Here is a 24434-nt window from a genome sequence, read left to right on the forward strand (position 1 = left end):
GCACCATCCCCACATCAACCTCAACGTTCGTTCAACCTGATTCCGTTGAGGTAACAATGACCATGAAAGGACAAGAGACGCGTGGCTTTCAGTCAGAGGTAAAACAGCTTCTGCACCTGATGATCCATTCCCTCTATTCAAACAAAGAGATTTTCCTGCGCGAGCTGATTTCCAACGCCTCGGACGCCGCCGATAAGCTGCGCTTCCGCGCGCTGTCGGACGCCAGCCTCTATGAAGGCGACGGCGAACTGCGCGTGCGTCTCTCTGTTGATAAGGACAAGCGCACCCTGACGCTGTCGGACAACGGTATCGGCATGCGTCGCGATGAGGTGATTGAGAACCTGGGCACCATCGCTAAATCCGGCACTAAATCTTTCCTCGAGTCCCTGGGTTCAGACCAGGCGAAAGACAGCCAGCTGATCGGTCAGTTCGGCGTGGGCTTTTACTCCGCGTTTATCGTGGCGGACAAGGTCTCGGTCCGTACCCGTGCAGCAGGCGCGGCGGCAGATGAGGGCGTGTTCTGGGAGTCGGCGGGCGAAGGCGAATATACCATCGCCGATATCACCAAAGCCGATCGCGGCACTGAAATCACGCTGCACCTGCGTGAAGGCGAAGATGAGTTCCTCGACGCCTGGCGCGTGCGCAGCATTATCGGTAAATACTCCGATCACATCGCGCTGCCGGTGGAAATCGAAAGCAAAGATGAAGAGAACGACACCACCACCTGGGAGAAAATTAACAAAGCCCAGGCGCTGTGGACGCGCAACAAGTCTGAGATCAGCGACGAAGAGTACAACGAGTTCTATAAGCATATCGCGCACGACTTCAGCGATCCCGCTATCTGGAGCCACAACCGCGTCGAGGGCAAGCAGGAGTACACCAGCCTGCTCTATATCCCGTCACGCGCGCCGTTCGATATGTGGAACCGCGACCATAAGCACGGGCTGAAGCTCTATGTGCAGCGCGTCTTTATTATGGATGACGCCGAGCAGTTTATGCCGAACTACCTGCGCTTCGTGCGTGGCCTGATCGACTCCAACGATCTGCCGCTGAACGTGTCGCGCGAGATCCTGCAGGACAGCCGCGTTACCCAGACCCTGCGCGCTGCGCTGACGAAGCGCACGCTGCAGATGCTGGAGAAGCTGGCTAAAGATGACGCTGAAAAATACCAGACCTTCTGGAAAGAGTTTGGTCTGGTACTGAAAGAGGGGCCGGCGGAAGACAGCGCCAACCAGGAAGCGATCGCTAAGCTGCTGCGTTTCGCCTCTACGCACAACGACAGCGCCGATCAGAATGTGTCGCTGGAAGCGTACGTCAGCCGCATGGTGGAAGGTCAGGAGAAGATCTACTACATCACCGCCGACAGCTACGCCGCCGCGAAGAGCAGCCCGCATCTGGAGCTGTTCCGCAAGAAAGGCATCGAGGTACTGCTGCTTTCCGATCGCATTGACGAGTGGATGATGAGCTACCTTACCGAGTTCGACGGCAAGGCGTTCCAGTCAGTCAGCAAAGCGGACGAGTCGCTGAGCAAGCTGGCAGACGAAGAGAGCGAAGAGCAGAAAGAGGCGGAGAAGGCGCTGGAGCCGTTCGTGGAGCGCGTGAAAACGCTGCTGGGCGACCGCGTGAAAGAGGTGCGCCTGACGCATCGTCTGACCGATACGCCCGCCATCGTCACCACCGACGCCAATGAAATGAGCACCCAGATGGCGAAGCTGTTCGCCGCGGCGGGCCAGGCGGTGCCGGAAGTGAAGTATATTTTCGAGATCAACCCGGACCACCAGCTGGTGAAACGCGTTGCAGACACGCAGGATGAAACGCGCTTCGGCGAGTGGATCGAGCTGCTGCTGGATCAGGCGCTGCTGGCCGAGCGTGGCACGCTGGACGATCCTAACCAGTTTATCCGCCGTATGAATCAGCTGCTGACGGCGTAATGAGTTAACACAACGGCCGGTAAAATACCGGCCGTTTTTTGCTCAAACGGGACTGTCGCGAACGGCATGGCCCGAACGCCAGGACGCAAAAAGCGGCATCTGTGCCAGCCCGGCCCACGATATCTTGTCGCGGGACGCTTCGCTCCCCGGGTAATGCCCCGCTCCTGAAGTCGATGACCTGCTTTTACGTCACCTCTGACCATGCGCTATTTCGGCGCAGACTCTGCACCCTTGCACGAATGATTCACTTTCTAAACACGCCTTATTGCTGCGCCGCCTCGCGCAGCCAGTCGCGGAACAGCGTAATCTCGCCGTCGTTGCGTCGCGACTCCTTCGTCATCATCCAGGTCGCGCGATCGACGCGGACAAAGCCGAGTGGCGCGATCAGCGACCCCTCTTCAAGCTCTTTGCGCACCAGCAGACGCGGCGCCACAATCACGCCCAGCCCGTTTTTCGCCGCCTGAATGCCGAGCGTCAGGTTGTCAAAATGTTTTCCCGACCAGAAATTGCCGCGTACCTCGGCGCTTTTCGACCACTCCGCCCAGGCGTGCAGGCGCGTATCAGCGTGCAGCAAAGGAAGGGCGGCGAGATCCTGCACGCTGCGGAAGCGCGGGGCGAACAGGGGCGCGCAGAGCGGCCCAAGATAATCATCGCCGATCAGCGTGGCGTCGATATCGCCCTCGGGCGGCTGCTCATAGCTGAGGATCAAGACGTCGACATGTTCGCTGCGCAGCTGACTCAGCTCCAGCTGCCCCTGAAAGTGAATTTCAATATCGGGATAGCGCTGATAAAAGGTGCTGATGCGCGGAATCAGCCACTGCGACAGAAAACTTGGGGCGCAGGAGACATTCAGATGGTGACGCATGCCGGTGCGAATGCTGGCGCAGGTGGTGGAAAGTTCGCTAAAGGCTTTTTGACAGCTGAGCAGCAAACGCTCGCCGTGTGAGGTTAATTTAACGCGTCCGTTGGTGCGCACAAAAAGCGGCTTGCCCATCCAGCTCTCCAGCTGGCGAATCTGATGGCTCACGGCGCTGTGAGTCACGTGCAGGCTTTCGGCCGCCACGCTAAAGCTGCTGTGTAACGCCGCCTGGTGAAAATGGTGCAGCGCCCTTAGCGGAGGTAGCCGGGTCATACTCGTCCCCTGTGTAAAAACCTAACAGGGATTGTCAGTTTATATCATTTTAAAGTCCAGCCGCATTCCCCTAACCTTGCCCGCTGATTATGGCGGGTTGACTCGCAGGCAAAGCTATGCGTGGTCTGGCGTTACCGCGACACCCGCCATCACCCGAAAGATAAAAAGAGAACCACGACGCGATGGCATTTCATCCCTGGGCCGACCGACCTTCCGAGGCGCGAGACCGGTTACGTACCCTGTTGTCACGGCATTACCGGCTGGATCAGTATGATGTGTTCTTCGCCCCGTCGCTGCACGTGGCGCGCATCCTGCTTTCTCAGCTTTTCCTGCGGCAGGAGCAGGCGCGCAATCAGACGCGCTACGCCACGCACTTTCCCGTTACGGAGCTGAATGTATTGCCTGCGGTGCCGCTGATGGCCGGGAATATCAATTTCGTCGCGCACGTGGAACTGCCGCATGGGCGAGTGCGATCGCTGCATGAGTGCCAGCATCAGGGAGTGGTCGACGTCAGCGAAAGCTTCGCCAGCGTACTGCATGAGGAAGTGATGGCGCACGCCAGGCTCTTTGTCGCGCGCCTCGATCGGCATGCCGATCTGCCGAACGGTCTGGTGCTGGTAGCGCTGCGCACCGCCGACTTCAGCACGCTGGTGCGTAGCGAGCTGCGCCTGTTCGAGCAGGGTTTGCCGCTGGATGCGCCGGTGTTTGCCGCGCTGGCCCGTATCAGAGAGCAAAGCTGGCGCCCTTATAACCATGCCAGCGTCAACGCGATCAGCCTTAACGCGCCGGTGCTGCTCACCTCCAGCCATACGCCAGGCGTGCCCTTCGCCAGCTTCGCGCTGCCGCAGACGCTGCTGGCCGCGCTGACGCCCGCCAGCGATCTGGAGCTCTGGCCGCAGCAGGGGTATCTGCTGGTGCGCGCCAGCCAGCGCGGCAGCGGGCGAAAGCAGTCCAACCTGACGCCGCAGATCGGCAGACGGGTTCAGGCGCTGTTTAGCCCCGGCGGCAAATCTGAAAAAAAGGCGTAGCCGCGCCTGTCCGCCGCCTTTTATGGAGAAACGGGCTACCGTCGCCGGGAAGGCGCCCGCGCCTTTCTTGTGGTGAGCGGGTCATAATGGTATGGTCTTCGCCTTCTAGATTGATCAATGCGATTCGCAAGGGGATTTACGCAATGCGTATTATTCTGCTCGGTGCTCCGGGCGCAGGTAAGGGCACTCAGGCTCAGTTCATCATGGAGAAATATGGCATCCCGCAAATCTCCACGGGCGATATGTTGCGTGCGGCGGTTAAAGCCGGCACCGAGCTCGGCAACCAGGCGAAAGCCATTATGGACGCCGGTAAACTGGTAACTGACGAGCTGGTTATCGCGCTGGTAAAAGAGCGTATCGCGCAGGAAGACTGCAAAAATGGTTTTCTGCTGGATGGTTTCCCACGCACCATCCCGCAGGCAGACGCGATGAAAGAGGCCGGCATTAAAATTGACTGCGTGCTGGAATTCGCCGTGCCGGACGAGCTGATCGTCGATCGCATCGTTGGCCGCCGCGTACATGCGCCGTCAGGCCGCGTTTATCACGTTAAATACAATCCGCCGAAAGTGGAAGGTCATGATGACGTCACCGGCGAAGAGCTGACCACGCGTAAAGACGATCAGGAAGAGACCGTGCGTAAGCGCCTGGTGGAATACCATCAGCTGACCGCGCCGCTGATCGCCTACTACAGCAAAGAAGCGGAAGCGGGCAACACCGCTTATCACAAAATCGACGGCACCCAGCCGGTCGCCGACGTCAGCAAGCAGCTGGCGCGCATTCTCGGCTAACGCCTCTGGGGCTGGCAGTGCCAGCCCCTTTTGCAGTAATTGCTTTTCCCTTCCCCGGTTTCCGCTACAATTCCTCCTGTTTTCACGCATCTTCGCTATCAAGGAATAACAATGAGGCAAGACAAGCCCGGCGTGTTACTGGTTAATCTCGGTACGCCAGACGCGCCCACTACAGCTGCTGTAAAGCGCTATTTGAAACAGTTTCTCAGCGATCCCCGCGTCGTGGATACGCCGCGCTGGCTCTGGTGGCCGATCCTCAACGGCGTCGTTCTGCCGTTTCGCTCGCCTCGCGTATCGAAGCTTTACGCCTCCGTCTGGATGGAGGGGGGGTCGCCGCTGATGGTTTACAGCAAGCAGCAGCGCGAAGCGCTGGCGGCGCGCGTTGATATGCCGGTCGAACTGGGCATGAGCTATGGCAACCCTAGCCTGCAGAGCGCAGTAGATAGCCTGATGGCGCAGGGCGTCACGCGCATGATCGTGCTGCCGCTCTATCCGCAGTTCTCCTGCTCAACCGTTGCGGCCGTCTGGGACGGTTTGTACAGCGCGTTTAAAACGGCGCGGACTATGCCGGATATTCACTTTATTCGCGACTATGCCGAGCATCCGGCCTATATCGCCGCGCTGAAAGCCTCGGTAGAGCGCTCTTTCGCGGCGCACGGTCAGCCAGATCTGCTGGTGCTCTCCTATCACGGCATTCCGCAGCGCTTCGCCAGAGAGGGCGACGACTACCCGCTGCGCTGCGCCGACACCACGGCGCTGCTGCAGCAGGCGCTGGGCCTGCGCGACGATCAAATTATGATGACCTTCCAGTCGCGCTTTGGCCGCGAACCCTGGCTGCAGCCCTACACTGACGAAACCATGCAGGGGCTGGCGAAGAAGGGCGTTAAGCATGTGCAGGTGATGAGCCCGGGCTTTGCTGCGGACTGCCTGGAGACGCTGGAAGAGATCAGCGAACAGAACCGCGAATTCTTCCTGCACGGCGGCGGCGAGAAGTTCGAATATATCCCGGCGCTGAATGCGGATGCGGCCCACATCGACATGATGGTGCAGCTGGTCAACGCGCGTCGTTAAAGCCGCGGCGGAGAATGTGCTATCATCCTCCGCCTGTTTTTCTGACGGCACCCATCATGAAATTTCCCGGCAAACGTAAATCCAAACACTATTTTCCCGTTAGCGCTCGCGATCCGTTACTGCATGCCGCCTCGCAGGAGGTGGAAGAGGGCAGCTGGGTCGTGGGAATCGACCAGACGCTGGTCGATATCGAAGCTAAAGTCGATGACGCCTTTCTGGTGCGCTATGGCCTGAGCGCCGGACACTCTTTAGTGATCGCCGACGACGTTGCCGAGGCGCTCTATCACGAGCTGATGCGCGATAACCTGATTAGCCACCAGTTTGCCGGCGGCACTATTGGCAATACGCTGCACAACTATTCCGTACTGGCCGACGACCGGTCGGTGCTGCTTGGCGTAATGTGCAACAATATTCAGATTGGCGGCTACGCCTATCGCTATCTCTGCAACACCTCCAGCCGAATGGATCTTAACTATCTGCAGGGCGTCGACGGCGCCATTGGCCGGTGCTTTACGCTGATCGGCGAGCAGGGCGAACGCACCTTCGCCATCAGCCCAGGGCAGATGAATCAGCTACGCGCCGAGAGCATCCCTGAAGCGGTGATTGCCGGCGCGTCGGCGCTGGTGCTTACCTCCTATCTGGTGCGCTGTGGCGAAGGGGAGCCGATGCCGCAGGCTACGCTACAGGCGATTGAATATGCGAAGCGCCACAACGTGCCGGTGGTGCTTACGCTGGGCACCAAATATGTTATCGGCGATAATCCGCAGTTCTGGCGCGATTTCCTGCGCGATCACGTCACTATCGTGGCGATGAACGAAGAGGAAGCGCTGGCGCTCACCGGCGAATCGGATCCGCTGCGCGCGGCCGATATGGCGCTGGAGTGGGTTGACCTGGTGCTCTGCACCGCCGGTCCGACCGGACTCTATATGGCGGGCTATACCGAAGATGAATTCAAGCGCAAAACCAATCATCCGTTGCTGCCGGGAGCGATCGCGGAATTCAACCAGTATGAATTCAGCCGCGCCATGCGCCAGCAGGAGTGCGAGCAGCCGCTGCGCATCTTCTCGCATATCGCGCCTTATATGGGCGGACCTGAGAAGATCATGAACACCAACGGCGCAGGCGACGGCGCGCTGGCGGCGCTGCTGCATGACATCACGGCGAACAACTACCACCGGCAGAAAGTGCCCAATTCCAGCAAGCATGCGCGCGAGTACCTGACTTACTCGTCGCTGGCGCAGGTGTGCAAATATGCCAACCGCGTCAGCTATCAGGTGCTGAACCAGCATTCGCCGCGCCTGACGCGCGGCCTGCCGGAGCGTGAAGACAGCCTGGAAGAGTCCTACTGGGATCGTTAAGCCGCCGCTGAGGTCAAAAGGCGATGAGCGACGCGTCCCGCGCTGGAGATGACGCGCAGGACGCGCCGACAGAAAGCCGGGGCGGTCAGATGGGGCACTCACGTACGACAGGGTGTTCAGCGATCTCCGCCTCCAGCATATGCAGCATACTGGAGGCGATCTCGCGCTCGCCCATGACGACGCGCGTCGCGCCGCGCGCCATGATGTACTCCACTTCCTCGTCGTAGTGCGCGCGCGCGATGATCTCAATATCGTTAAACTTTTCGCGCGTGGTAGTCACGATCTCGCCCGACTCGTAGCCGTTAGGGATGGTCAGCAGCAGCCAGCGCGCGCAGTCGAGCCGCGCCAGCTCCATGGTTTCGGCGCGCACGGCATTACCGAGCACCGCCCTGATGCCTTGTTCGCGCAGCGCCTCGACGCGCGCGCGGGAGTTCTCCACGACGACGAAGGGCACATCCGCCTCCAGCAGCTTCTGGCCCAGCAGGCTGCCGACCCGGCCATAGCCGACAATCACCGCATGGTGACAAATATCTACCGGGATCTGCTTCTCCTCTTCAGGCGCCTCTTGCTGCGCCTGTTCCTGACGGCTTTCGCTCTTCGCCAGAAAACGTTCCAGCAGGCTGAACAAGATGGGATTCAGCATAATGGAAAGGATCGCCGCCGCCAGCACCAGGTTGCGCCCCTCGCTGCTGAGCAAATTGAGCGAAATGCCGAGTCCGGCGAGAATAAAAGCGAACTCGCCGATCTGCGCGAGGCTGACGGAAATGGTCAGCGCGGTACGGCGCGAATGGCCCAGCAGCGTCACCAGCAGCCAGGCGGCGAGAGATTTGCCCAGCACCACAATCACCAGCGCGCCCAGCACGGCCAGCGGCTGCTCTACCAGGATCATCGGATCGAACAGCATTCCCACCGAGACAAAAAAGAGCACCGCGAAGGCGTCGCGCAGCGGCAGCGTGTCATGGGCGGCGCGATGGCTCAGCTCTGACTCATTCAGCACCATCCCGGCAAAGAAAGCGCCGAGCGCGAAAGAGACGTCGAAAAACTCTACTGCGCCAAAGGCGATGCCCAGCGCCAGCGCCAGCACCGCCAGGGTAAACAGCTCGCGCGAGCCGGTCGCGGCGCTTTTCGACAGGATCCAGGGCACAACGCGTCGGCCTACTACCATCATCAGCACCATAAAGGCAGCGACTTTGCCGATGGTCAGCAGCAGATCCCATGCCAGCAGCTGTGGGCTGGCGTTACCCTGTTCCAGCATGCCGGCAATGGCGGGCAGCAGCACCAGCGTCAGCACCATCACCAGATCTTCGACAATCAGCCAGCCGATGGCGATCTGCCCGCGCTGGCTGTCAATCAGCTGACGCTCCTCCAGCGCGCGCAGCAGCACCACGGTGCTGGCGGTGGAGAGACAAAGACCAAAAACCAGACCCGTCATCAGCGACCAGCCCAGCCAGGCGGAGAGTCCCATTCCCAGCAGCGTAGCGACGGCGATTTGCGCCACGGCGCCAGGAATGGCGATGTTCTTTACCGCCATTAAATCCTTCAGCGAAAAGTGCAGGCCAACGCCGAACATCAGCAGAATGACGCCCAGCTCCGCCAGTTCTGGTGCAAGGTTGGTATCGGCGACAAAACCGGGCGTAAACGGCCCGGCCAGCACGCCCGCCAGCAGGTAGCCGACCAGCGGTGAAATGCGCAGCCGGTTTGCGAGCATGCCAAGGAGAAACGCCAGAACCAGTCCCCCGACGATAGTGGTGATCAACGGTGTGGTGTGATGCATGCCTGTCTCCTTGTGTACAAATGTATCTGCCTGTAACAAAGAAGTTTAAGGCAAGCAGCGCTCTTTCGCTGAAATAATTGCTAAATGATGAGGAAAAACTTTGAAATTAAGCGGAAAGAGGAACCGAACGGCCTTTTTTATCTCTTTTCTTCAATCTAAGCCACAATGAGGCAGATTAGCGCGGGATGTAATAACGCTATTTTCCTGAAAAGTAGCGCGGCTGATGACCCTTATCAGCGCGGAATGCCGTTAAAAGGCAAAGCAGCGTCGTCAGGCGCAGCTTTACATCAGTTTTGTTGCGTCCGCTTTCTTTTGATTATCAGTGTTAAAACGAGTTTAGTACCAGCGACAGCGGTGTTTCGTCTTGAGTTAAACAGCGGAATATGCGACACAGTGGGGCAGCATGCTGATACCACCCGGAACGGGCACTTCATACAATAAGGAGACGGGCTTTGCTGTTACCACGATGGGCTGCAACCGGCCTTGCGCTGCTGGCGCTGGCACCTGCGCTTTCTCAGGCCGCCGAGGCGGATCGCACTTACCGCTTTAGCATTCTCCACACTAATGATGAACACGGTCATTTCTGGTACAACGCGCAGGGCGAATATGGCCTGGCGGCGCAAAAGACCCTGATGGATACGCTGCGTTATGACGTACAGGCCAGGGGCGGCGGCGCGCTGATACTCTCCGCTGGTGACGTCAACACCGGCGTGCCCGAGTCGGACGAGCTGAATGCCGAGCCCGATATTCGCGGCATGAACCTGATCGGTTATGACGCCATGGCGCTCGGCAATCATGAGTTTGATCATCCGCTTGACGTGCTGCGCAAGCAGGAGAGCTGGGCGCGCTTTCCCTTTCTCGCCGCCAATCTTTACCAGAAAAGCACCGGCCAGCGCCTCTTTAAGCCCTGGGCGATTTTCAATCGTATGGGGCTGAAAATCGCCGTGCTGGGCCTGGCTACGCCCGATACCGCTAAGCTGGCGAACCCGGCCTATCTGCGGGAAGTCGAGTTTCGCGATCCCGTCAGTGAAACGGAAAAAGCGGTGGCGGAGCTGCGTGCAGGTGAGAAACCTGACGTTATCGTGGTACTGAGCCATCTCGGCTATGACGACAACGGCGAGCACGGCAGCAACGCGCCCGGCGACGTCACCCTGGCGCGCAGCCTGCCGCCCGGCACCGTTTCCATGATTGTCGGCGGCCACTCGCACGATACGGTTTGCATGGAGAAAGCCAACGTGCTGATCAAAGAGTATCAGCCGGGCGCAGCGTGTCAGCCGGATAAGCAGAACGGCGTCTGGATTATGCAGGCCGGGAAGTGGGGCGAATATGTCGGACGCGGCGATTTTACCTGGCGCAACGGTGAAGTCGCGCTGGAGTCCTACGCGCTGGTGCCGGTGAACCTGAAACATCAGATTAAAAACGCCGACGGCAGCGAAACCTGGCTCACGTATCAGCAGGAGATCCCTAAAAATACCGCGATGATGAAGCTGCTGATGCCCTATCAGAAGCGGGCCGAGGCGCGCCTGAACGTCAGCGTCGGCAGTACGGTAGGGCAGTTTAACGGCGAGCGCGAGCAGGTGCGTTTTACCCAGACCAACCTTGGGCAGCTGATTTTACGTGCGCAAATGGCGACTACTCAGGCGGATTTCGCCGTGATGAGCGGCGGCGGCATTCGCGCATCGCTCCCGGTGGGCAAGCTAAGCTGGCGCGATCTGCTGCAGGTACAGCCGTTCGGCAATCAGGTCGTTTCAGTGACGATGACCGGCGCGGAGGTGAAAAAATATCTCGATGTGGTGGCGAATATTAAGCCTGACGCGGGCGGCTTCGCTCAGTTCGCGCACATCAGCCTGGTGACGGACGGCAGCACGGTGAGCGATGTGCGCATTAACGGTCAGCCGCTGCAGGAGGATAAAACCTATCGCATGGCGACCAACAGTTTTAACGCCGCAGGCGGCGACGGCTATCCGCGTATCGATACCCATACTGGCTATCAAAACGCCGGAAATATCGATGCCGAGGTACTGCGCGACTACGTTAAAGCTCACTCGCCGCTGAAAGCCAGCGACTATGCCCCGACGGACGCTATTCACAGGCTGACGGAGGCGGAGAAAAAGGCGCGCGATAAACCCCACAAGCGAAGCTATCCGCAGATGTTTCTGGCGTGGCTCTGGCCCTGGGGACGGGAAACGGCGCATAACGCGCCGTGAAAGCCTGCCGGGATGCTAAGTGGGTAGTATGGCCCGATCGCAACATCGCTCAACGCATTCATGCTCGTTCGGCCCGCGTAGATACGCACCTCATCCTTGAGGTGCGCCAGTCACCGGGCCAGGACGCTACGTTGTTCAAACGCTCCCGGCGTTTTTGTCCCTGTCGCGGGGTGCTTTGCGCCTCGCTCCATACCACTCACTCTTTACCCTCGTAGCCGTTTAAAAAACTACACCTCGCAGGCGTTACGTTCGAACCAGCGCGGACGCAGCCGGTCCCATGCCCAGTTGTACGCCATGGTGTAGGGCAGGAAAAAGAGGAAAAACGCCACTTCCAGCAAAAATGCCTGCCACAGCGAGATGCCGAGCATCCACGCGGCGATCGGCAAGCCAATTAAAATAAACCCGCCTTCGAAAAGCAGCGCGTGCAAAACGCGGATCAGCAGTCCGCGATGGATTTGGCCTGGCGGACAAAGCCTGTCGAAAATGGTGTTGTATATCATGTTCCATAGCATCGCGACGGTAGAGAGCATAAGCGCCAGCGCGCCCATCTCAAACAACGGCTTATCCATTGCCCAGGCAGCCAGCGGCGAAACGGTCAGGATCGCCAGGGTTTCAAAACCCAGCGCATGTAAAAAACGTTCTTTAAGCGAACGGGTACGCATTATTCACCTCCATCAGACAGGTGGGCATTCTGGCACCTCATGGTGTTAAGATAAAATGATGACCTATCGATAAAAGCGATGGATGAAAATGCGCTACTCCCCTGAATCTTTAGAAGCCTTTGTGCAGACCGTCAGCAGCGGATCCTTTTCCGCCGCGGCGCGTGCGCTCGGCAAAAGCCAGTCGACCATCAGCATGGCGGTTGCCGGGCTGGAGGACGATCTCGGTTTCAAACTGTTCGATCGCAGCGGGCGTCAGCCGATCCTGACCGATCAGGGCCGGGGCGCGCTGGCACAGGTGCAGCAGATCCTCGCCGCCAGCGAGCGGCTGGATGCGCTGGCTATCAGGCTGGCGCAGGGCGTCGAGCCGCGTCTCAGCTTTGCCGTGTCAGATTTCTGGCAGACCGAACATCATGAGCAACTGCTGAAGCAGTTCGACGCGCGCTTTCCGGAAATTGAGCTGGAATGCATGATTGCTGAGGATGCCGACGTCCTGGATTTACTGCAGGCGGGACGCGTTCATCTGGGCGTGGTGCGCGCGCAGCCTGCTCTGCCGCCCGATATCGCCGTCGCGCGGCTGCAGGTGAATGCGGAAATGGCCATCTATATACATCGCGATCATCCGCTGGCGCAGCAGCCCGGCGTCACGGAAAGCGCGCTGGAGCAGGTACGCCAGCTGCGGCTTAACACCTGGGTTGAGCCGCAAGCGATCGTGCCGCCGGGACGCGTCTGGTCGGCGCCGACCTATTTGCTACTGCTGGAGATGGCGGAGCAGGGGTTCGGCTGGAGCATACTGCCGCGCTGGCTGGTAAGGCAGTTTGGTCATGACCTTTTGCAGGAGCTGGCGCTGCCGGGCTGGCCACAGCATATCGCGGTGGAGGCGATATGGTCGCGACGCAATCCGCCGGGGCCTGCCGGACGCTGGATGATCGATCAGCTCTGCGCCCAGCCGCGCAGTTAATCGCGTCGTGCGATATCCGCCAGCGGGGCGTCGAGCAGGCGCGCCAGATCCTGCGCCGCCAGTTCGAGATCCAGGCCGCGCTTGCCGCCGGAAACAAAAATAGTGGCGAAGTCGGCGGCGGAGCTATCGATAACCGTCGGCAGCCGCTTTTTCTGCCCCAGCGGGCTGATGCCGCCCACCAGATAGCCGGTCACACGCTGCGCCAGCTGAGGATCGGCCATATCCGCTTTTTTCGCTCCTAAGGCTTTTGCGACTTTTTTCAGATCGAGCTGGCTGGCAACCGGCGTCACGGCCACCGCCAGATGTTTCGCATCGCCGTTCAGCGCGACCAGCAGCGTTTTATAGACCTGCCGCGCATCCAGATTAAGTTTCCGTACCGCTTCATCGCCAAAACTGGTTTCCTGACTGTCATGCTCATAGGGATGAAGCGTGAAAGGGACCTTTTGTTTTTCCAGAAGTTTTACAGCAGGCGTCATAAATTCATCCTTATAGGAAAAATCTCATTCCTAAATTAAATAAATTAATAGTGGCGAAAGTTTGTGCTTTGCGAGAGAATGAGTTCCGCGCCAGCCGAAAGGCTGAGCGATAACCAAAATGATAAACAAATTCCTCTTTGACAGGCCGGTAATCATACCGGCCTTCTTTTTTACCGCCGTAAAAGCTCAGGCAGATTTTCTTCGCCATAGAGATGCAGCGCGCCTACCGCCACGACATAATGCCCGGACGGCAACGCCCGTAATCGATCGCGCCACTGTGCGTTGCGCTGCGCAATCAGCGTATCGTTGAGCGCTGAGCTAAATGTCGAAGGCAGTTCAATGCGCGGCTGACGCGGCGGCGCGTCCAGCCACCAGCTCACCATCATCTGCAACAGGCGCGCATTGGTATGCCAGTGCGTCAGCGTATCTTTTAGCAGCGCCATGCCATCATCCGGCAGCGATTTTAGCAGCGCGATTTGCGTCTCTGCGCCCTCCAGCTCGATGACCGGTTTGCTCAGCGTTTTCGCCGCCTGCAGCAGCTGAAAATCGATGCCGTAATCGGGGCGCAATCCAAGCCGCTGCGCCTGCTGCGCCTGTAGCATCAGCGCGATTTGCCAGGCGGGCAGGGTGTCAAACATCGTCAGCGACAGATGAAGTTCGCTGCACAACGCCTCAAGACGATCCCGATCCTCCGACGTCAGACGAGCCTCAAGCGGCTCACGCTGGTCGAGATCGTCAAAGGGCGAGCCGCCCTGGGTAATGTCCGCCTCGACAATCAGCGCATCCGACTTTTGTAGCTGCCGCAGCAGACGCGCGGGCAGCGGCTGCATATCGCGCGTGCCCATATGAATGCTGCCGACCAGGTGCAGCAGGCGATCGTCCAGCCGTATATCCTGGGCGGGCCAGCGATAGCTCGCGGGAAAGAGTCGGCTTATCAGCCCGTGCACACTGCGCCAAATGCTGCCTGTCATTCCCTGTCCTTACTCAGTCAAAACGCCATGCTAGCGATTCCCGCCGCTGAAAAACAGGGCAATAACGGCTATTGTCGCGGCGTCGGACGAAAGCGCAGCAGCCGGTTGGCGTTACTGACAACGGTAATCGAGGAGAGCGCCATCGCCGCGCCCGCGACGACCGGGCTGAGCAGCGCGCCGGTCAGCGGATAGAGCACACCCGCCGCCAGCGGAATGCCCAGGCTGTTATAGATAAACGCGCCCAGCAGGTTCTGGCGAATATTGCGCAGCGTCGCGCTGGAGAGCGCCAGCGCATCGGCCACGCTGTTGAGATCGGCGCGCATCAGCGTAATGGGTGCGGTTTCCACCGCCACGTCGCTGCCGCCGCCCATGGCGATACCGACATCCGCCCGCGCCAGCGCCGGTGCGTCATTGATGCCGTCGCCAACCATGGCGACGCGACGGCCCTGCTGCTGCAGCGCGGCGATGGTCTGCGCTTTCGCTTCCGGCAGCACGCCGGCGATTACCTCGTCGATGCCCGCTTCCTGAGCGATAGCGCGCGCCGTCTCCTCTCTGTCGCCGGTGAGCATCATCAGCCGGTAGCCCGCCTGATGCAGCCGTTGCAGCGCCGCTTTGCTCTCAGGACGCAGCCGATCGCGCAGCGCAATCAGGCCAACAAGCTCACCGTTCTGCGCCAGCAGCACCGGCGTCGCACCCTGATGCGACAGCCGCTCGATATCCGGCTGCGCCTCTTGCAGAGCGATATGGTTATCCTGCATTAGCGCCGCATTACCCAGCAGCAGCGTTCTGCCGTCGAGTATGCCGCTGACACCTTTACCGCGTATTGTACGAAATTGCGCAATCTCACCATCGGCTGTCGCGCCGGTCGCCGCGACAATCGCCTGCGCCAGCGGATGGCTGGCATTTTTCTCCAGCGCCGCCGCCGCCTGCAATACGGCATCACGCGACCAGCCGTTCCAGGTCAATACTTCGTCAAGCTGCGGCCTTCCCGCCGTCAGCGTACCGGTTTTATCAAACACCAGCGTATCGATACGGCTGGCGCGCTGCAGAGCGTCGGCGTCGCGCACCAGCACGCCCAGCTCGGCGGCGCGTCCGACGCCCGCGATAATCGACATCGGCGTCGCCAGGCCCAGCGCGCAGGGACAGGCGATAATCAGCACTGTAGTAGCGATCACCAGCGTATAGGCGATCTGCGGCTGCGGGCCAAAGAAATACCAGATCGCGGCGCTGATCAGGGCGATGGCAACCACCACCGGCACGAATACCGCCGAGATACGGTCGGCGAGGCGGCCCACGTCTGGCTTGCTGCTTTGCGCCTGGCGCACCAGATGAATAATACGCGACAGCGCGGTGTGCTGGCCGGTAGCACGTGCCACAAAGCGCACCGCGCCATCCTGCACCAGCGTCCCGGCAAATACCTTGTCGCCTGCGCCTTTGCCCTGCGGCACTGCTTCGCCGGTCAGCATCGCCTCATCCAGCCAGGCTTCGCCCTCTTCAATTTCGCCATCTACCGGCACGCGATCGCCCGTGGTCAGGCGCAGTTTCATACCCGGCTGTACCGCGCTGAGCGGCACCAGCATTTCTCCCTGTTCGCTGACAAGGCGCGCCTGGGCGGGCGTCAAATCGAGCAGGCGCTCAAGTGCTTTAGAGGAGCGCTGGCGCGCGCGCTGCTCCAGCGCGTGGCCGAGATTAATCAGGCCGATAATCATGACGCTGGCTTCGAAATAGAGATGGCGCGCCTGCATCGGGAAAAAGTCAGGCCAGAGCGCGACGCTGAAAGAGTAGATCCACGCGGCGGCGGTACCGAGCGCCACCAGCGTGTCCATCGTGGCGCTGCCGTTGCGCAGGCTGCGCCACGCGCTGCGGTAGAAATGGCCGCCAGCGACCACCATGATCAACAGCGTCACGATGCCGATAGCGAGCCAGAGGTTGCGGTTGGCGTCGCTGAGCATCATATTGTCGCCGATCATGCCCCAAATCATCAGGGGCGCACCGAAAGCCAGCGCCAGCGCCGCCTGCCAGCTAAAACGGCGCATTGCGTGACGCGCGCTGCTTTGCTGTTTATCGCGTCGTTCCTGTTCATCCTGCACCACCTGAGCCTGGTAGCCCGCCGCGTCGACCGCCTCGACCAGCTGCTGTGCAGAGGCATCGCCGATGACCAGCGCGCTGCGTTCGCCAAGGTTTACCCGCGCCTGGGTAACGCCGGGCACTTTTTCCAGCGCCTTTTCCACCCGGCTGACGCAGCTGGCGCAGCTCATGCCCTCGATCAGCAGGAACTGCGCGCTTTCACTCTCTTGTGCCGGTTGGGTTTCCGCCACCGTTGTCAGCGCCTCCGGCGGCGGCTCTGAAGCTGTCAACGGCTCAGGCTTTGGGTGGCTGTCGCCGTTCAGCGTGGCGTGATAGCCCGCTTCTTCCACGGTGGCGATCAGTGACGCGGCGTCGGCGCTGCCGATCACCTGCGCTTCCTGCTGCGTGACGCTGGCCTGTTCGACATCGTCGCGCTGCTCGAGCGCTTCTTTAACGCGTTTGACGCAGTGGCCGCAGGAAAGGCCTTCCAGCGCCAGCGAGATAGTGTGAGACATAGTGGGCTCCTGTTGTGTCGCAGTTAACAATGCGAGCTTTTTATCACTCGTTATACAGGCTAAACCTTCCATCAAGGGGAAGGTCAAACTATTTTTACAGGCAATAGCCGCGATCGGTTTTTAAGGAGAGAGCAGAGTGAATATCAGCGATGTGGCGAAAAAAACCGGCTTAACCAGCAAAGCGATCCGTTTCTATGAAGAGAAGGGCGTGGTGACACCGCCGCTGCGCAGCGACAATGGCTACCGTCGCTACAGCGCTCATCATCTTGAGGAGCTGAACCTGCTGCGTCAGGCGCGACAGGTGGGCTTTACGCTTGAGGAATGCCGCGAGCTGGTTACGCTGTTCAACGATCCGGCGCGCCACAGCGCCGACGTCAAAGCGCGCACCCTGCAAAAAGCGGCGGAGATCGCCACGCATATTGAAGAGCTACAGGCGATGCGCATGCGGCTGCTGGCGCTGGCCGACGCCTGCCCTGGCGATGAGAGCGCGGAGTGTCCCATCATCAACAACCTGGCGGGATGCTGTGGCCATACGCCGGGCCAGTCCGGTTAACGCGGCGTGATGTGCAGCGTAATGCCCTCTACGCCCGTAACGATAACCTGAGTGCCAGCAGGCAGATCCTGGTCGGCCTGTACGCGCCAGCTGCTGTCGCCCAGCTTTACATGACCGATGCCGTTAATCAGCGGCGCATCCAGCGTCAGATGCGTGCCGATCAGCTGGTTGCCGCGCTGGTTAAGAGAGTTGGGCTGCTGATGGCGCTCGCGATGGCGTATCCAGCGATACCAGAGGTAAACGCAGACTAAGGTCAGCAGCGCGAACAGCGTGCCCTGGGCCGTCCAGCTAAAGGGTGCCAGCCACTCCACAAGACCCACCAGCACCGCCGCGATGCCGCTCCACAGCAGATAGCCGCTGGTGCCGAGCATTTCCGCCGCCAGCAGCAGGCCGCCAAGCGTCAGCCAGAACCAGTGCGGGTGGGCGATGATTTCCAGTAGCATTAGCGTTTCGACTCTGGAGACGTGCCTTTCAGCAGCTCGCTGATGCCTGCCACCGATCCCAGCAGGCTGCTGGCGTCCAGCGGCATCATAACCACCTTGCTGTTGCTGGCTTCACCGATTTTCTGCAGCGCGTCGGTATATTTCTGCGCCACAAAGTAGTTCACCGCCTGGATATCGCCCGCCGCGATAGCTTCGGACACCATTTTGGTGGCGCGCGCTTCGGCTTCGGCCTGGCGCTCGCGCGCCTCCGCCTGCAGGAACGCTGAGGTTCGCTCGCCTTCGGCTTTCAGAATGCGCGACTGCTTGTCGCCTTCGGCGCGCAGAATCGCCGCCTGACGCACGCCTTCCGCCGCAAGGATGTCGGCGCGTTTGGTACGCTCTGCCTTCATCTGCGCATTCATGGCGGCAATCAGCTCCTGCGGCGGACGCACGTCGCGGATTTCAATACGGGTGATTTTCACGCCCCAGGGGTTGGTCGCTTCGTCGACGATATGCAGCAAACGCGTATTGATGTTATCGCGCTGCGACAGCATCTCATCCAGTTCCATGCCGCCGAGGACGGTACGGATATTGGTCATGGTGAGATTGATGATCGCCAGCTCAAGGTTGCTGACTTCATAGGCCGCGCGCGCTGGATCAACCGCCTGAATAAAGCAGACGGCGTCAATGGTGACATTGGCGTTATCTTTGGAGATGACTTCCTGCGAGGGGATATCCAGCACGCGTTCCATCATATTGATCTTGCGACCAATACGATCCATAAACGGCACCACCAGACTCAGACCGGGCTGCAGCGTGCGGGTGTAGCGCCCGAAGCGCTCAACGGTCCACTGATAGCCCTGCGGTACGATTTTTACGCCCGCCCAAACCGTTACAAGCGCCAGTACGATCAGCGCAGGGATCACTGTCAACATATAACCTCCCGGTTGTTAATTTACGGGCCGAGTCGCTTCGGCCCGGATACAGCGGTGCCGAATCAGTAGAGCAGCGAGTAGAGCTGACGGCGATAGCGGGCAGCGAGCGCGTCGCCAGTGCCCAGCGCCGCCAGGATCTCCTGCAGCATTTTACGCACCTGTCCGTCAGCCGCATTCAGATCGCGCTTCAGAAAACCGAGCAGCAGCTCCAGCGCCTCTTCGTTGCGTCCTACCTGATGCAGCTGTAACGAGAGCTTAGCAGCTAGTTCCGCATTGGTCGGGTCGCTCTCCAGCTGCGACTGCAGCTGCTGGATTTCCGGCGTATCCGCCGCCTGCTTCAGCAGATCGATCTGCGCCATCAGGCTCTGATAGCGCGTATCCTGATCCTGCAGCGGCACCTTCGCCAGCACCTCTTCAGCTTCGTCGCTGCGGTTCAGGCTAATCAAGACTTCCGCCAGCAGAAAACCGATTTCGCTCGCCTGACGGCTGAGCTGCCACGCCTCTTTCAGCAGCGGCAGCGCCTCCAGCGGCTTGCCTTCATCCATCAGCGCCAGCGCCTGCTGCGCTTTGAGTTCCTCTTCGCGCGGCAATACTTTCTCCAGCAGCGCGCGGATAGCCTCTTCCGGCTGCGGACCCTGGAAGCCGTCGACCGGCTGGCCGTTCTGGAACAGATAGACCGTCGGAATCGAGCGCAGGCCGAACTGCGAGGCCACCATTTGTTCTTTGTCGCAGTCGAGCTTCGCCAGAATAAACTGACCGGCGTACTCCTGCGCCAGGCGTTCCAGCAGCGGCGTCAGCTGCTGGCAATGTTGGCTGCGATCCGACCAGAAATAGAACAGCACCGGGATCTGCATGGAGTGTTCCAGCGTCTGGTGCAGGTTGGATTCGTTGACGTCGATAATCGAAGCTTGTGGTGACATGACTAAGTCTCTTGGCAGAAAGTGTATAAAGAATATGGGGCCGGACGTCCCCGCTTCAAGATGAATTCTCAGCGGCTGCTTAAAATGCGATCCAGCATCCAGCCTGGCAACAGCCGTTTCAGGATGCTCATCGCATGTGCGACCAGCGTCACCGGATAGCGCAGCCGCGGGTGCGGGCTTTCCAGCGCGTGGCGCAGCTTAGGCAAAATCGCTTCCGGCGGCAGGGTGAAGCGCGCAGCGATGCCGGGATTGCGCACCGGTTTGCCCGGCTCGCCCTGCGTCACGTTGTCGGTAAAGCGGGTCTGCACAGGGCCTGGCTCGATCAGGCTGACGCGCACGCCGCTGCGGCGCACCTCAAGGCGCAGCGCGTCGCTCCAGGCCTCCAGTGCATATTTGCTGGCAGCGTAGGCACCACGGCCAGGAGTAGAGATGAGTCCCAGTACGGAGCTGGTGTTGACGATGCGCGCGTCGCCGCTCGCCTCCAGCGCGGGCAGCAGCCGCATCGTCAGCTGATGGGTGCCGAAAAAATTAGTGGAAAACTGCCGCTCCAGCTGCTGGCGCGACAGCGTGCGCAACGGTCCGTAAAGACCGAAGCCGCCGTTGTTGAACAGTGCGAACAGCCGATGATCCGTCAGCGCCAGGATTTCATCAGCCGCGCGATCGATACTCTGTGCGTCGTCGAGATCCAGCACAACGGCGATAAAGCCCAGCGCGCGCATCTGGGTCACATCCTCCGGCTTACGGCAGGCGGCGATCACGCGGTAGCCGCGCGCCTGCAGATCCTGCGCCGCGACGCGACCGATACCGCTGGAACAGCCGGTAATTACAACGGTTTTTTGCATATCTTTACCCATAAAAAGCGCGTCGCCGCAGATTACTCATGCTTAACTAAAGGGGCCAGTTCTTTCGCCATCAGCTCGGCGATAAAGGGCTGCGCATCGGGGTTCGGATGGATGCCGTCCTGCTGCATCCATTCAGGCTTCAGGTAGACCTGCTCCATAAAAAAGGGCACCAGAGGAATGTTGTACTGCTGTGCCAGTCTGGGATAGATCCCGCTGAACGCTTCCGTATAACGCCGCCCGTAGTTAGCGGGCAGACGAATTTGCATCAGCAGCGGCCTGGCGTTCGCCGCCTTCACGTCGTCGATGATTTTACGCAGATCCTGCTCGATAGCCTGCGGCGGAAAGCCGCGCAGACCATCATTACCGCCCAGTTCGATTAACACCCACTGCGGCTGATGCTGTTTTAATAATGCCGGTAAGCGCGCCAGACCCTGCGCGGCGGTGTCGCCGCTGATGCTGGCGTTGACTACGCTGGGCTGCTGCCAGCGGTTGTTCAGCAGGCTTGGCCAGGCCGCGCTGGCCGACATACGGTAGCCGGCGCTCAGGCTGTCGCCTAAAACCAGTAAGGTGTTCGCAGCGGCCAGATGCGATGCCAGCAGAAGAACGAAAAACAGGAAAGGATAATGCCAGCGGAAAACATTCTTGAAGTTCATCATCTTACAAAGTCCGTCGGTCAGGGTGAACACCAGTTGATCATCCTTACCGGAGTTGACTTCATTGTCAAACGGGCCGAGACCATCGCGCTGATCGGCGAGTCCGGCTCCGGCAAGTCGACGCTGCTGGGCATTCTGGCGGGGCTCGACGACGGCAGCAGCGGCGAGGTCAACCTGCTGGGGCAACCCTTGCATCAGCTGGATGAAGAGCAGCGCGCCGCGTTGCGGGCGACGCAGGTCGGCTTTGTCTTTCAGTCTTTTATGCTGGTGCCGACGCTCAATGCGCTGGAGAACGTGCAGCTGCCCGCGCTGCTGCGCGGCGAGAGCGACCGCCAGAGCCGCGAACAGGCGCGCGAACTGTTAACCCAGCTGGGGCTGGCCGAACGTCTGACGCACCTGCCTGCGCAGCTCTCCGGCGGCGAGCAGCAGCGCGTGGCGCTGGCGCGCGCCTTTAACGGCCGTCCCGGCCTGCTGTTCGCCGATGAGCCCACCGGCAATCTCGATCGTAAGACCGGCGATCGCATCGCCGATCTGCTTTTTTTGCTCAACCGCGACTACGCCACCACGCTGATCCTGGTGACGCATGACGAACAGCTGGCGGCGCGCTGCGATCGTCGTCTGCGGCTGCGCGACGGCAAAGTGTGGGAGGAGCGATGATCTGGCGCTGGTTCTGGCGCGAGTGGCGCTCGCCCTCGCTGCTGATCGTCTGGATGGCGCTGACGCTGGCGGTGGCCTGCGTGCTGGCGCTTGGCGCGATCGGCGATCGCATGGAGAAAGGGCTAAGCCAGCAGAGCCGTGACTTTATGGCGGGCGACCGCACGCTGCGCAGCAGTTCGCCTGTACCGGACGCCTGGCTGGCGAAGGCGCGGGAAGAGGGGTTAGCCGTCAGCGGGCAGCTCAGCTTTATGACCATGACGTTCGCCGGTGAGTCGCCGCAGCTGGCGGCGGTCAAAGCGGTGGATAATCGCTATCCGATGTTCGGCGATTTGCAGACCGATCCGCCAGGCCTGAAACCCGCCCCCGGCACGGCGCTGGCCGCACCGCGTCTGATGGCGCTGCTCAACCTGAAGGTGGGCGACAGGCTGGATGTTGGCGACGCCAGCCTGCGCATCGCGGGCGAGGTGATTCAGGAGCCGGACGGCGGTTTTAACCCTTTCCAGATGGCGCCGCGCCTGCTAATTAATCTCGCCGACGCGCAAAAGACCGGCGCGATTCAGCCCGGCAGCCGCCTGACCTGGCGCTATAAGTTTGCCGGCGAACCCCGGCAGCTGGCGCGCTACGACAGCTGGATCCAGCCGCAGCTGAAAGCGGATCAGCGCTGGATCAGCGTAGAGAATTCTGAAGATGCGCTCGGCCGTTCGATGCAGCGCGCCCAGCAGTTTTTACTGCTCTCCGCTTTGCTGACGCTGATGCTGGCGATCGCCGCCGTCGCGGTGGCGATGAGCCACTACTGCCGCAGCCGTTACGATCTGGTGGCGGTGTTAAAAACGCTGGGCGCGACGCGCCGCGCGCTGCGGCGGCTGATCGTCGGGCAGTGGCTGGCGGTGCTGCTGCTGGCGACCGTGTGCGGCGGGGCGCTCGGCCTGGGCGTCGAGGCGCTGTTGATGCAGATGCTGAAGCCGGTGCTGCCTGCAGCCCTGCCGCCCGCCAGCGGCTGGCCGTGGCTCTGGGCGATCGGTTCCCTGTTTGTGATTTCGCTGCTGGTAGGCCTGCGTCCCTATCGACTGCTGCTGGCGACCCAGCCGCTGCGCGTGCTGCGACGCGACGCGGTCGCTGATATCTGGCCGCTGAAGCGCTATATCCCGGCGATGGGCGTGGTCGTGGTTACGCTGCTGGCGTTGCTGGTGGGCGGCAGCAAGATGCTGTGGGCGCTGCTGGCGGGTGTGGTGGCGCTGGCGGCTGTGCTGGCGCTGCTGGGCTGGGGCGCGCTGTTGCTGCTGCGGCGGCTGGTGGTGCGCAGCCTGGCGCTGCGGCTGGCGATTAACCGACTGCTGCGTCAGCCGGGCATGACGCTGAGCCAGCTGGCGGCATTTTCGCTCTCTTTTATGCTGCTGGCGCTGCTGCTGGTGATGCGTGGCGATCTGCTGGACCGCTGGCAGCAACAGTTGCCGCCGGACAGCCCGAACTATTTTCTGCTCAATATGACGCAGGATCAGGTGCCGCAGGTGCGCGCTTTCCTCGCTTCGCATCAGGTGAAGCCGGAAACCTTCTATCCTGTTGCGCGGGTGCGCCTGACCAGCCTGAACGGCAAAGAGGCCGATCCGAAGCTGGATAACGCCCTGAACCGCGAGCTGAATCTGACGTGGATGAATGAGCGGCCCGAGCATAATCCGCTGGTGGCGGGCAGCTGGCCGCCGAAGCCGGGTGAAGTGTCGATGGAGAAGGAACTGGCGGACCGGCTGGGAGTGACGCTGGGCGATACGCTGACCTTCACCGGCGATACCCAGGCGTTCAGCGCGAAAATCACCAGCCTGCGCAAAGTCGACTGGGAAAGCCTGCGACCAAACTTTTTCTTTATCTTCCCGCCCGGCGCGCTGGATGCGCAGCCGCAGACCTGGCTGACCAGTTTCAGACTGGATAACGATCCGGCTTTGCTGGCGCAGCTTAACCGGGCGTTTCCGACGCTGAGTCTGCTGGATATCGGCAGCATTATGCGGCAGATCGGCCAGGTGCTGACTCAGGTGAGCCAGGCGCTGGAGATTATGGTGGTGCTGGTAACGTTCTGCGGCGTACTGCTGCTGCTGGCGCAGATTCAGGTCGGGATGCGGCAGCGGCGTCAGGAGCTGGTGGTTTGTCGCACGCTGGGCGCCAGCAAGAAGCTGCTGCGCGCGACGCTGTGGTGCGAGTTCGCGCTGCTGGGCGTGGTGTCCGGCATGGCGGCGGCGCTGGGCGCGGAGGCGGCGCTCTGGGCGCTGCAGCGTAAGATTTTTGATTTCCCGTGGCAGCCAGACTGGACGCTGTGGCTGGCGTTGCCGCTCAGCGGCGCGCTGCTGCTGTCGCTGTGCGGCGGCTGGCTGGGCGTGCGGCTGCTGCGCGGCAAGGCGCTGTTCCGGCGCTTTGATTCAGCCTGACAGTTTGCGCTGGCTGAGACAGGCCGCAGCCAGCCAGCGCAAAAACGTCTGGGACGTTTGGCACAACGAGGCGCACTGGCCCGGTTACATACGCACCTCA

At 60.7% G+C, this 24434-nt stretch carries 21 protein-coding genes; 10 read left to right on the forward strand and 11 right to left on the reverse strand.

Features of this window, described 5'->3' with window-relative positions; translation table 11 throughout:
* The first annotated feature begins 56 nt into the window (after window positions 1-56).
* Window positions 57-1931, forward strand: a complete 1875-nt coding sequence (gene htpG, locus EKL29_RS07790; protein ID WP_126689269.1) for a molecular chaperone HtpG — start codon at window positions 57-59, stop codon at window positions 1929-1931.
* Between the two features lie 262 nt (window positions 1932-2193).
* On the opposite strand, the gene EKL29_RS07795 is transcribed toward htpG, so the two are convergent.
* Window positions 2194-3063, reverse strand: a complete 870-nt coding sequence (locus EKL29_RS07795) for a LysR substrate-binding domain-containing protein (protein ID WP_120451323.1) — start codon at window positions 3061-3063, stop codon at window positions 2194-2196.
* A gap of 182 nt (window positions 3064-3245) precedes the next feature.
* On the opposite strand from EKL29_RS07795, the gene EKL29_RS07800 reads away from it, so the two are divergent.
* The 4 genes from EKL29_RS07800 (at window position 3246) to EKL29_RS07815 (ending at window position 7308) form a co-directional block, all read left to right on the forward strand.
* Window positions 3246-4091: a DUF6024 family protein gene (locus EKL29_RS07800; protein ID WP_126689270.1), complete on the forward strand. Its 846-nt coding sequence runs from the start codon at window positions 3246-3248 to the stop codon at window positions 4089-4091.
* A gap of 143 nt (window positions 4092-4234) precedes the next feature.
* Complete coding sequence (gene adk / locus EKL29_RS07805) at window positions 4235-4879, forward strand: adenylate kinase (RefSeq protein ID WP_126689271.1); 645 nt, start codon at window positions 4235-4237, stop codon at window positions 4877-4879.
* A gap of 111 nt (window positions 4880-4990) precedes the next feature.
* A complete protein-coding gene (gene hemH / locus EKL29_RS07810) occupies window positions 4991-5950 on the forward strand; it encodes a ferrochelatase (RefSeq protein ID WP_126689272.1) in 960 nt (319 codons plus the stop codon).
* A gap of 56 nt (window positions 5951-6006) precedes the next feature.
* The gene (locus EKL29_RS07815) at window positions 6007-7308 is read left to right on the forward strand and encodes an inosine/guanosine kinase (RefSeq protein WP_126689273.1); all 1302 of its coding nucleotides are present in this window, start codon (window positions 6007-6009) and stop codon (window positions 7306-7308) included.
* 85 nt (window positions 7309-7393) lie between these two features.
* On the opposite strand, the gene ybaL is transcribed toward EKL29_RS07815, so the two are convergent.
* On the reverse strand, window positions 7394-9082 hold the full coding sequence (gene ybaL / locus EKL29_RS07820) for a YbaL family putative K(+) efflux transporter (protein WP_126689274.1): 1689 nt from the start codon (window positions 9080-9082) through the stop codon (window positions 7394-7396).
* Window positions 9083-9534: 452 nt separating this feature from the next.
* Between ybaL and ushA the strand changes: the two genes are divergently transcribed.
* Entirely contained in the window at window positions 9535-11289 is a 1755-nt protein-coding gene (ushA, locus tag EKL29_RS07825) for a bifunctional UDP-sugar hydrolase/5'-nucleotidase UshA (RefSeq protein WP_126689275.1), read from the forward strand.
* Between the two features lie 227 nt (window positions 11290-11516).
* Here the strand turns inward: ushA and EKL29_RS07830 are convergent, their stop codons facing one another.
* Window positions 11517-11951, reverse strand: a complete 435-nt coding sequence (locus EKL29_RS07830) for a multidrug/biocide efflux PACE transporter (protein WP_120451330.1) — start codon at window positions 11949-11951, stop codon at window positions 11517-11519.
* A gap of 88 nt (window positions 11952-12039) precedes the next feature.
* On the opposite strand from EKL29_RS07830, the gene EKL29_RS07835 reads away from it, so the two are divergent.
* The gene (locus EKL29_RS07835) at window positions 12040-12909 is read left to right on the forward strand and encodes a LysR family transcriptional regulator (protein ID WP_120451331.1); all 870 of its coding nucleotides are present in this window, start codon (window positions 12040-12042) and stop codon (window positions 12907-12909) included.
* On the opposite strand, the gene ybaK is transcribed toward EKL29_RS07835, so the two are convergent.
* The 3 genes from ybaK to copA all read right to left on the reverse strand — a co-directional run bounded on the left by ybaK (window position 12906) and on the right by copA (window position 16938).
* On the reverse strand, window positions 12906-13385 hold the full coding sequence (gene ybaK / locus EKL29_RS07840; RefSeq protein WP_126689276.1) for a Cys-tRNA(Pro)/Cys-tRNA(Cys) deacylase YbaK: 480 nt from the start codon (window positions 13383-13385) through the stop codon (window positions 12906-12908). The two genes, EKL29_RS07835 and ybaK, sit on opposite strands and share 4 nt — an antisense overlap.
* A 170-nt stretch (window positions 13386-13555) precedes the next feature.
* Entirely contained in the window at window positions 13556-14356 is an 801-nt protein-coding gene (locus tag EKL29_RS07845; protein ID WP_120451333.1) for a TraB/GumN family protein, read from the reverse strand.
* 68 nt (window positions 14357-14424) lie between these two features.
* Complete coding sequence (copA, locus tag EKL29_RS07850) at window positions 14425-16938, reverse strand: copper-exporting P-type ATPase CopA (protein WP_126689277.1); 2514 nt, start codon at window positions 16936-16938, stop codon at window positions 14425-14427.
* A gap of 136 nt (window positions 16939-17074) precedes the next feature.
* Here copA and cueR point away from each other — a divergent pair, with 136 nt between their 5' ends.
* Complete coding sequence (gene cueR, locus EKL29_RS07855; RefSeq protein WP_126689278.1) at window positions 17075-17491, forward strand: Cu(I)-responsive transcriptional regulator; 417 nt, start codon at window positions 17075-17077, stop codon at window positions 17489-17491.
* Here the strand turns inward: cueR and EKL29_RS07860 are convergent.
* The 5 genes from EKL29_RS07860 to tesA form a co-directional block, all read right to left on the reverse strand.
* Window positions 17488-17934 (reverse strand): NfeD family protein, encoded by a 447-nt coding sequence (locus EKL29_RS07860; protein WP_120451336.1) that lies wholly within the window; start codon window positions 17932-17934, stop codon window positions 17488-17490. The two genes, cueR and EKL29_RS07860, sit on opposite strands and share 4 nt — an antisense overlap.
* A complete protein-coding gene (locus tag EKL29_RS07865; RefSeq protein WP_120451337.1) occupies window positions 17934-18848 on the reverse strand; it encodes an SPFH domain-containing protein in 915 nt (304 codons plus the stop codon). The genes EKL29_RS07860 and EKL29_RS07865 overlap by 1 nt, the downstream gene beginning before the upstream one ends.
* Window positions 18849-18910: 62 nt before the next feature.
* Entirely contained in the window at window positions 18911-19768 is an 858-nt protein-coding gene (locus tag EKL29_RS07870; protein WP_120451338.1) for a co-chaperone YbbN, read from the reverse strand.
* Between the two features lie 68 nt (window positions 19769-19836).
* Window positions 19837-20610, reverse strand: a complete 774-nt coding sequence (locus EKL29_RS07875; RefSeq protein WP_126689279.1) for an SDR family oxidoreductase — start codon at window positions 20608-20610, stop codon at window positions 19837-19839.
* A gap of 32 nt (window positions 20611-20642) precedes the next feature.
* Window positions 20643-21266 (reverse strand): multifunctional acyl-CoA thioesterase I/protease I/lysophospholipase L1, encoded by a 624-nt coding sequence (gene tesA, locus EKL29_RS07880; RefSeq protein ID WP_147402077.1) that lies wholly within the window; start codon window positions 21264-21266, stop codon window positions 20643-20645.
* Between tesA and ybbA the strand changes: the two genes are divergently transcribed.
* Window positions 21234-21920: a putative ABC transporter ATP-binding protein YbbA gene (gene ybbA / locus EKL29_RS07885; protein WP_126689280.1), complete on the forward strand. Its 687-nt coding sequence runs from the start codon at window positions 21234-21236 to the stop codon at window positions 21918-21920. The two genes, tesA and ybbA, sit on opposite strands and share 33 nt — an antisense overlap.
* Window positions 21917-24334 (forward strand): putative ABC transporter permease subunit YbbP, encoded by a 2418-nt coding sequence (ybbP, locus tag EKL29_RS07890; RefSeq protein WP_126689281.1) that lies wholly within the window; start codon window positions 21917-21919, stop codon window positions 24332-24334. Before ybbA ends, ybbP begins: the two co-directional genes overlap by 4 nt.
* Window positions 24335-24434: the final 100 nt, after the last annotated feature.

This window comes from Pantoea sp. YU22 (assembly GCF_003970755.1).
Lineage (GTDB): Bacteria > Pseudomonadota > Gammaproteobacteria > Enterobacterales > Enterobacteriaceae > Pantoea > Pantoea piersonii.

Coding starts and splice junctions, on each gene's coding strand:
- EKL29_RS07835 (WP_120451331.1), top strand. CDS start 12,040: ATGCGCTACTCCCCTGAATCTTTAGAAGCCTTTGTGCAGACCGTCAGC.
- copA (WP_126689277.1), bottom strand. CDS start 16,938: ATGTCTCACACTATCTCGCTGGCGCTGGAAGGCCTTTCCTGCGGCCAC.
- EKL29_RS07795 (WP_120451323.1), bottom strand. CDS start 3,063: ATGACCCGGCTACCTCCGCTAAGGGCGCTGCACCATTTTCACCAGGCG.
- EKL29_RS07815 (WP_126689273.1), top strand. CDS start 6,007: ATGAAATTTCCCGGCAAACGTAAATCCAAACACTATTTTCCCGTTAGC.
- ybaL (WP_126689274.1), bottom strand. CDS start 9,082: ATGCATCACACCACACCGTTGATCACCACTATCGTCGGGGGACTGGTT.
- ybaK (WP_126689276.1), bottom strand. CDS start 13,385: ATGACGCCTGCTGTAAAACTTCTGGAAAAACAAAAGGTCCCTTTCACG.
- htpG (WP_126689269.1), top strand. CDS start 57: ATGACCATGAAAGGACAAGAGACGCGTGGCTTTCAGTCAGAGGTAAAA.
- hemH (WP_126689272.1), top strand. CDS start 4,991: ATGAGGCAAGACAAGCCCGGCGTGTTACTGGTTAATCTCGGTACGCCA.
- EKL29_RS07870 (WP_120451338.1), bottom strand. CDS start 19,768: ATGTCACCACAAGCTTCGATTATCGACGTCAACGAATCCAACCTGCAC.
- EKL29_RS07865 (WP_120451337.1), bottom strand. CDS start 18,848: ATGTTGACAGTGATCCCTGCGCTGATCGTACTGGCGCTTGTAACGGTT.
- EKL29_RS07845 (WP_120451333.1), bottom strand. CDS start 14,356: ATGACAGGCAGCATTTGGCGCAGTGTGCACGGGCTGATAAGCCGACTC.
- EKL29_RS07860 (WP_120451336.1), bottom strand. CDS start 17,934: ATGCTACTGGAAATCATCGCCCACCCGCACTGGTTCTGGCTGACGCTT.
- EKL29_RS07800 (WP_126689270.1), top strand. CDS start 3,246: ATGGCATTTCATCCCTGGGCCGACCGACCTTCCGAGGCGCGAGACCGG.
- EKL29_RS07830 (WP_120451330.1), bottom strand. CDS start 11,951: ATGCGTACCCGTTCGCTTAAAGAACGTTTTTTACATGCGCTGGGTTTT.
- ybbP (WP_126689281.1), top strand. CDS start 21,917: ATGATCTGGCGCTGGTTCTGGCGCGAGTGGCGCTCGCCCTCGCTGCTG.
- adk (WP_126689271.1), top strand. CDS start 4,235: ATGCGTATTATTCTGCTCGGTGCTCCGGGCGCAGGTAAGGGCACTCAG.
- EKL29_RS07875 (WP_126689279.1), bottom strand. CDS start 20,610: ATGCAAAAAACCGTTGTAATTACCGGCTGTTCCAGCGGTATCGGTCGC.
- ybbA (WP_126689280.1), top strand. CDS start 21,234: ATGCCAGCGGAAAACATTCTTGAAGTTCATCATCTTACAAAGTCCGTC.
- tesA (WP_147402077.1), bottom strand. CDS start 21,266: ATGATGAACTTCAAGAATGTTTTCCGCTGGCATTATCCTTTCCTGTTT.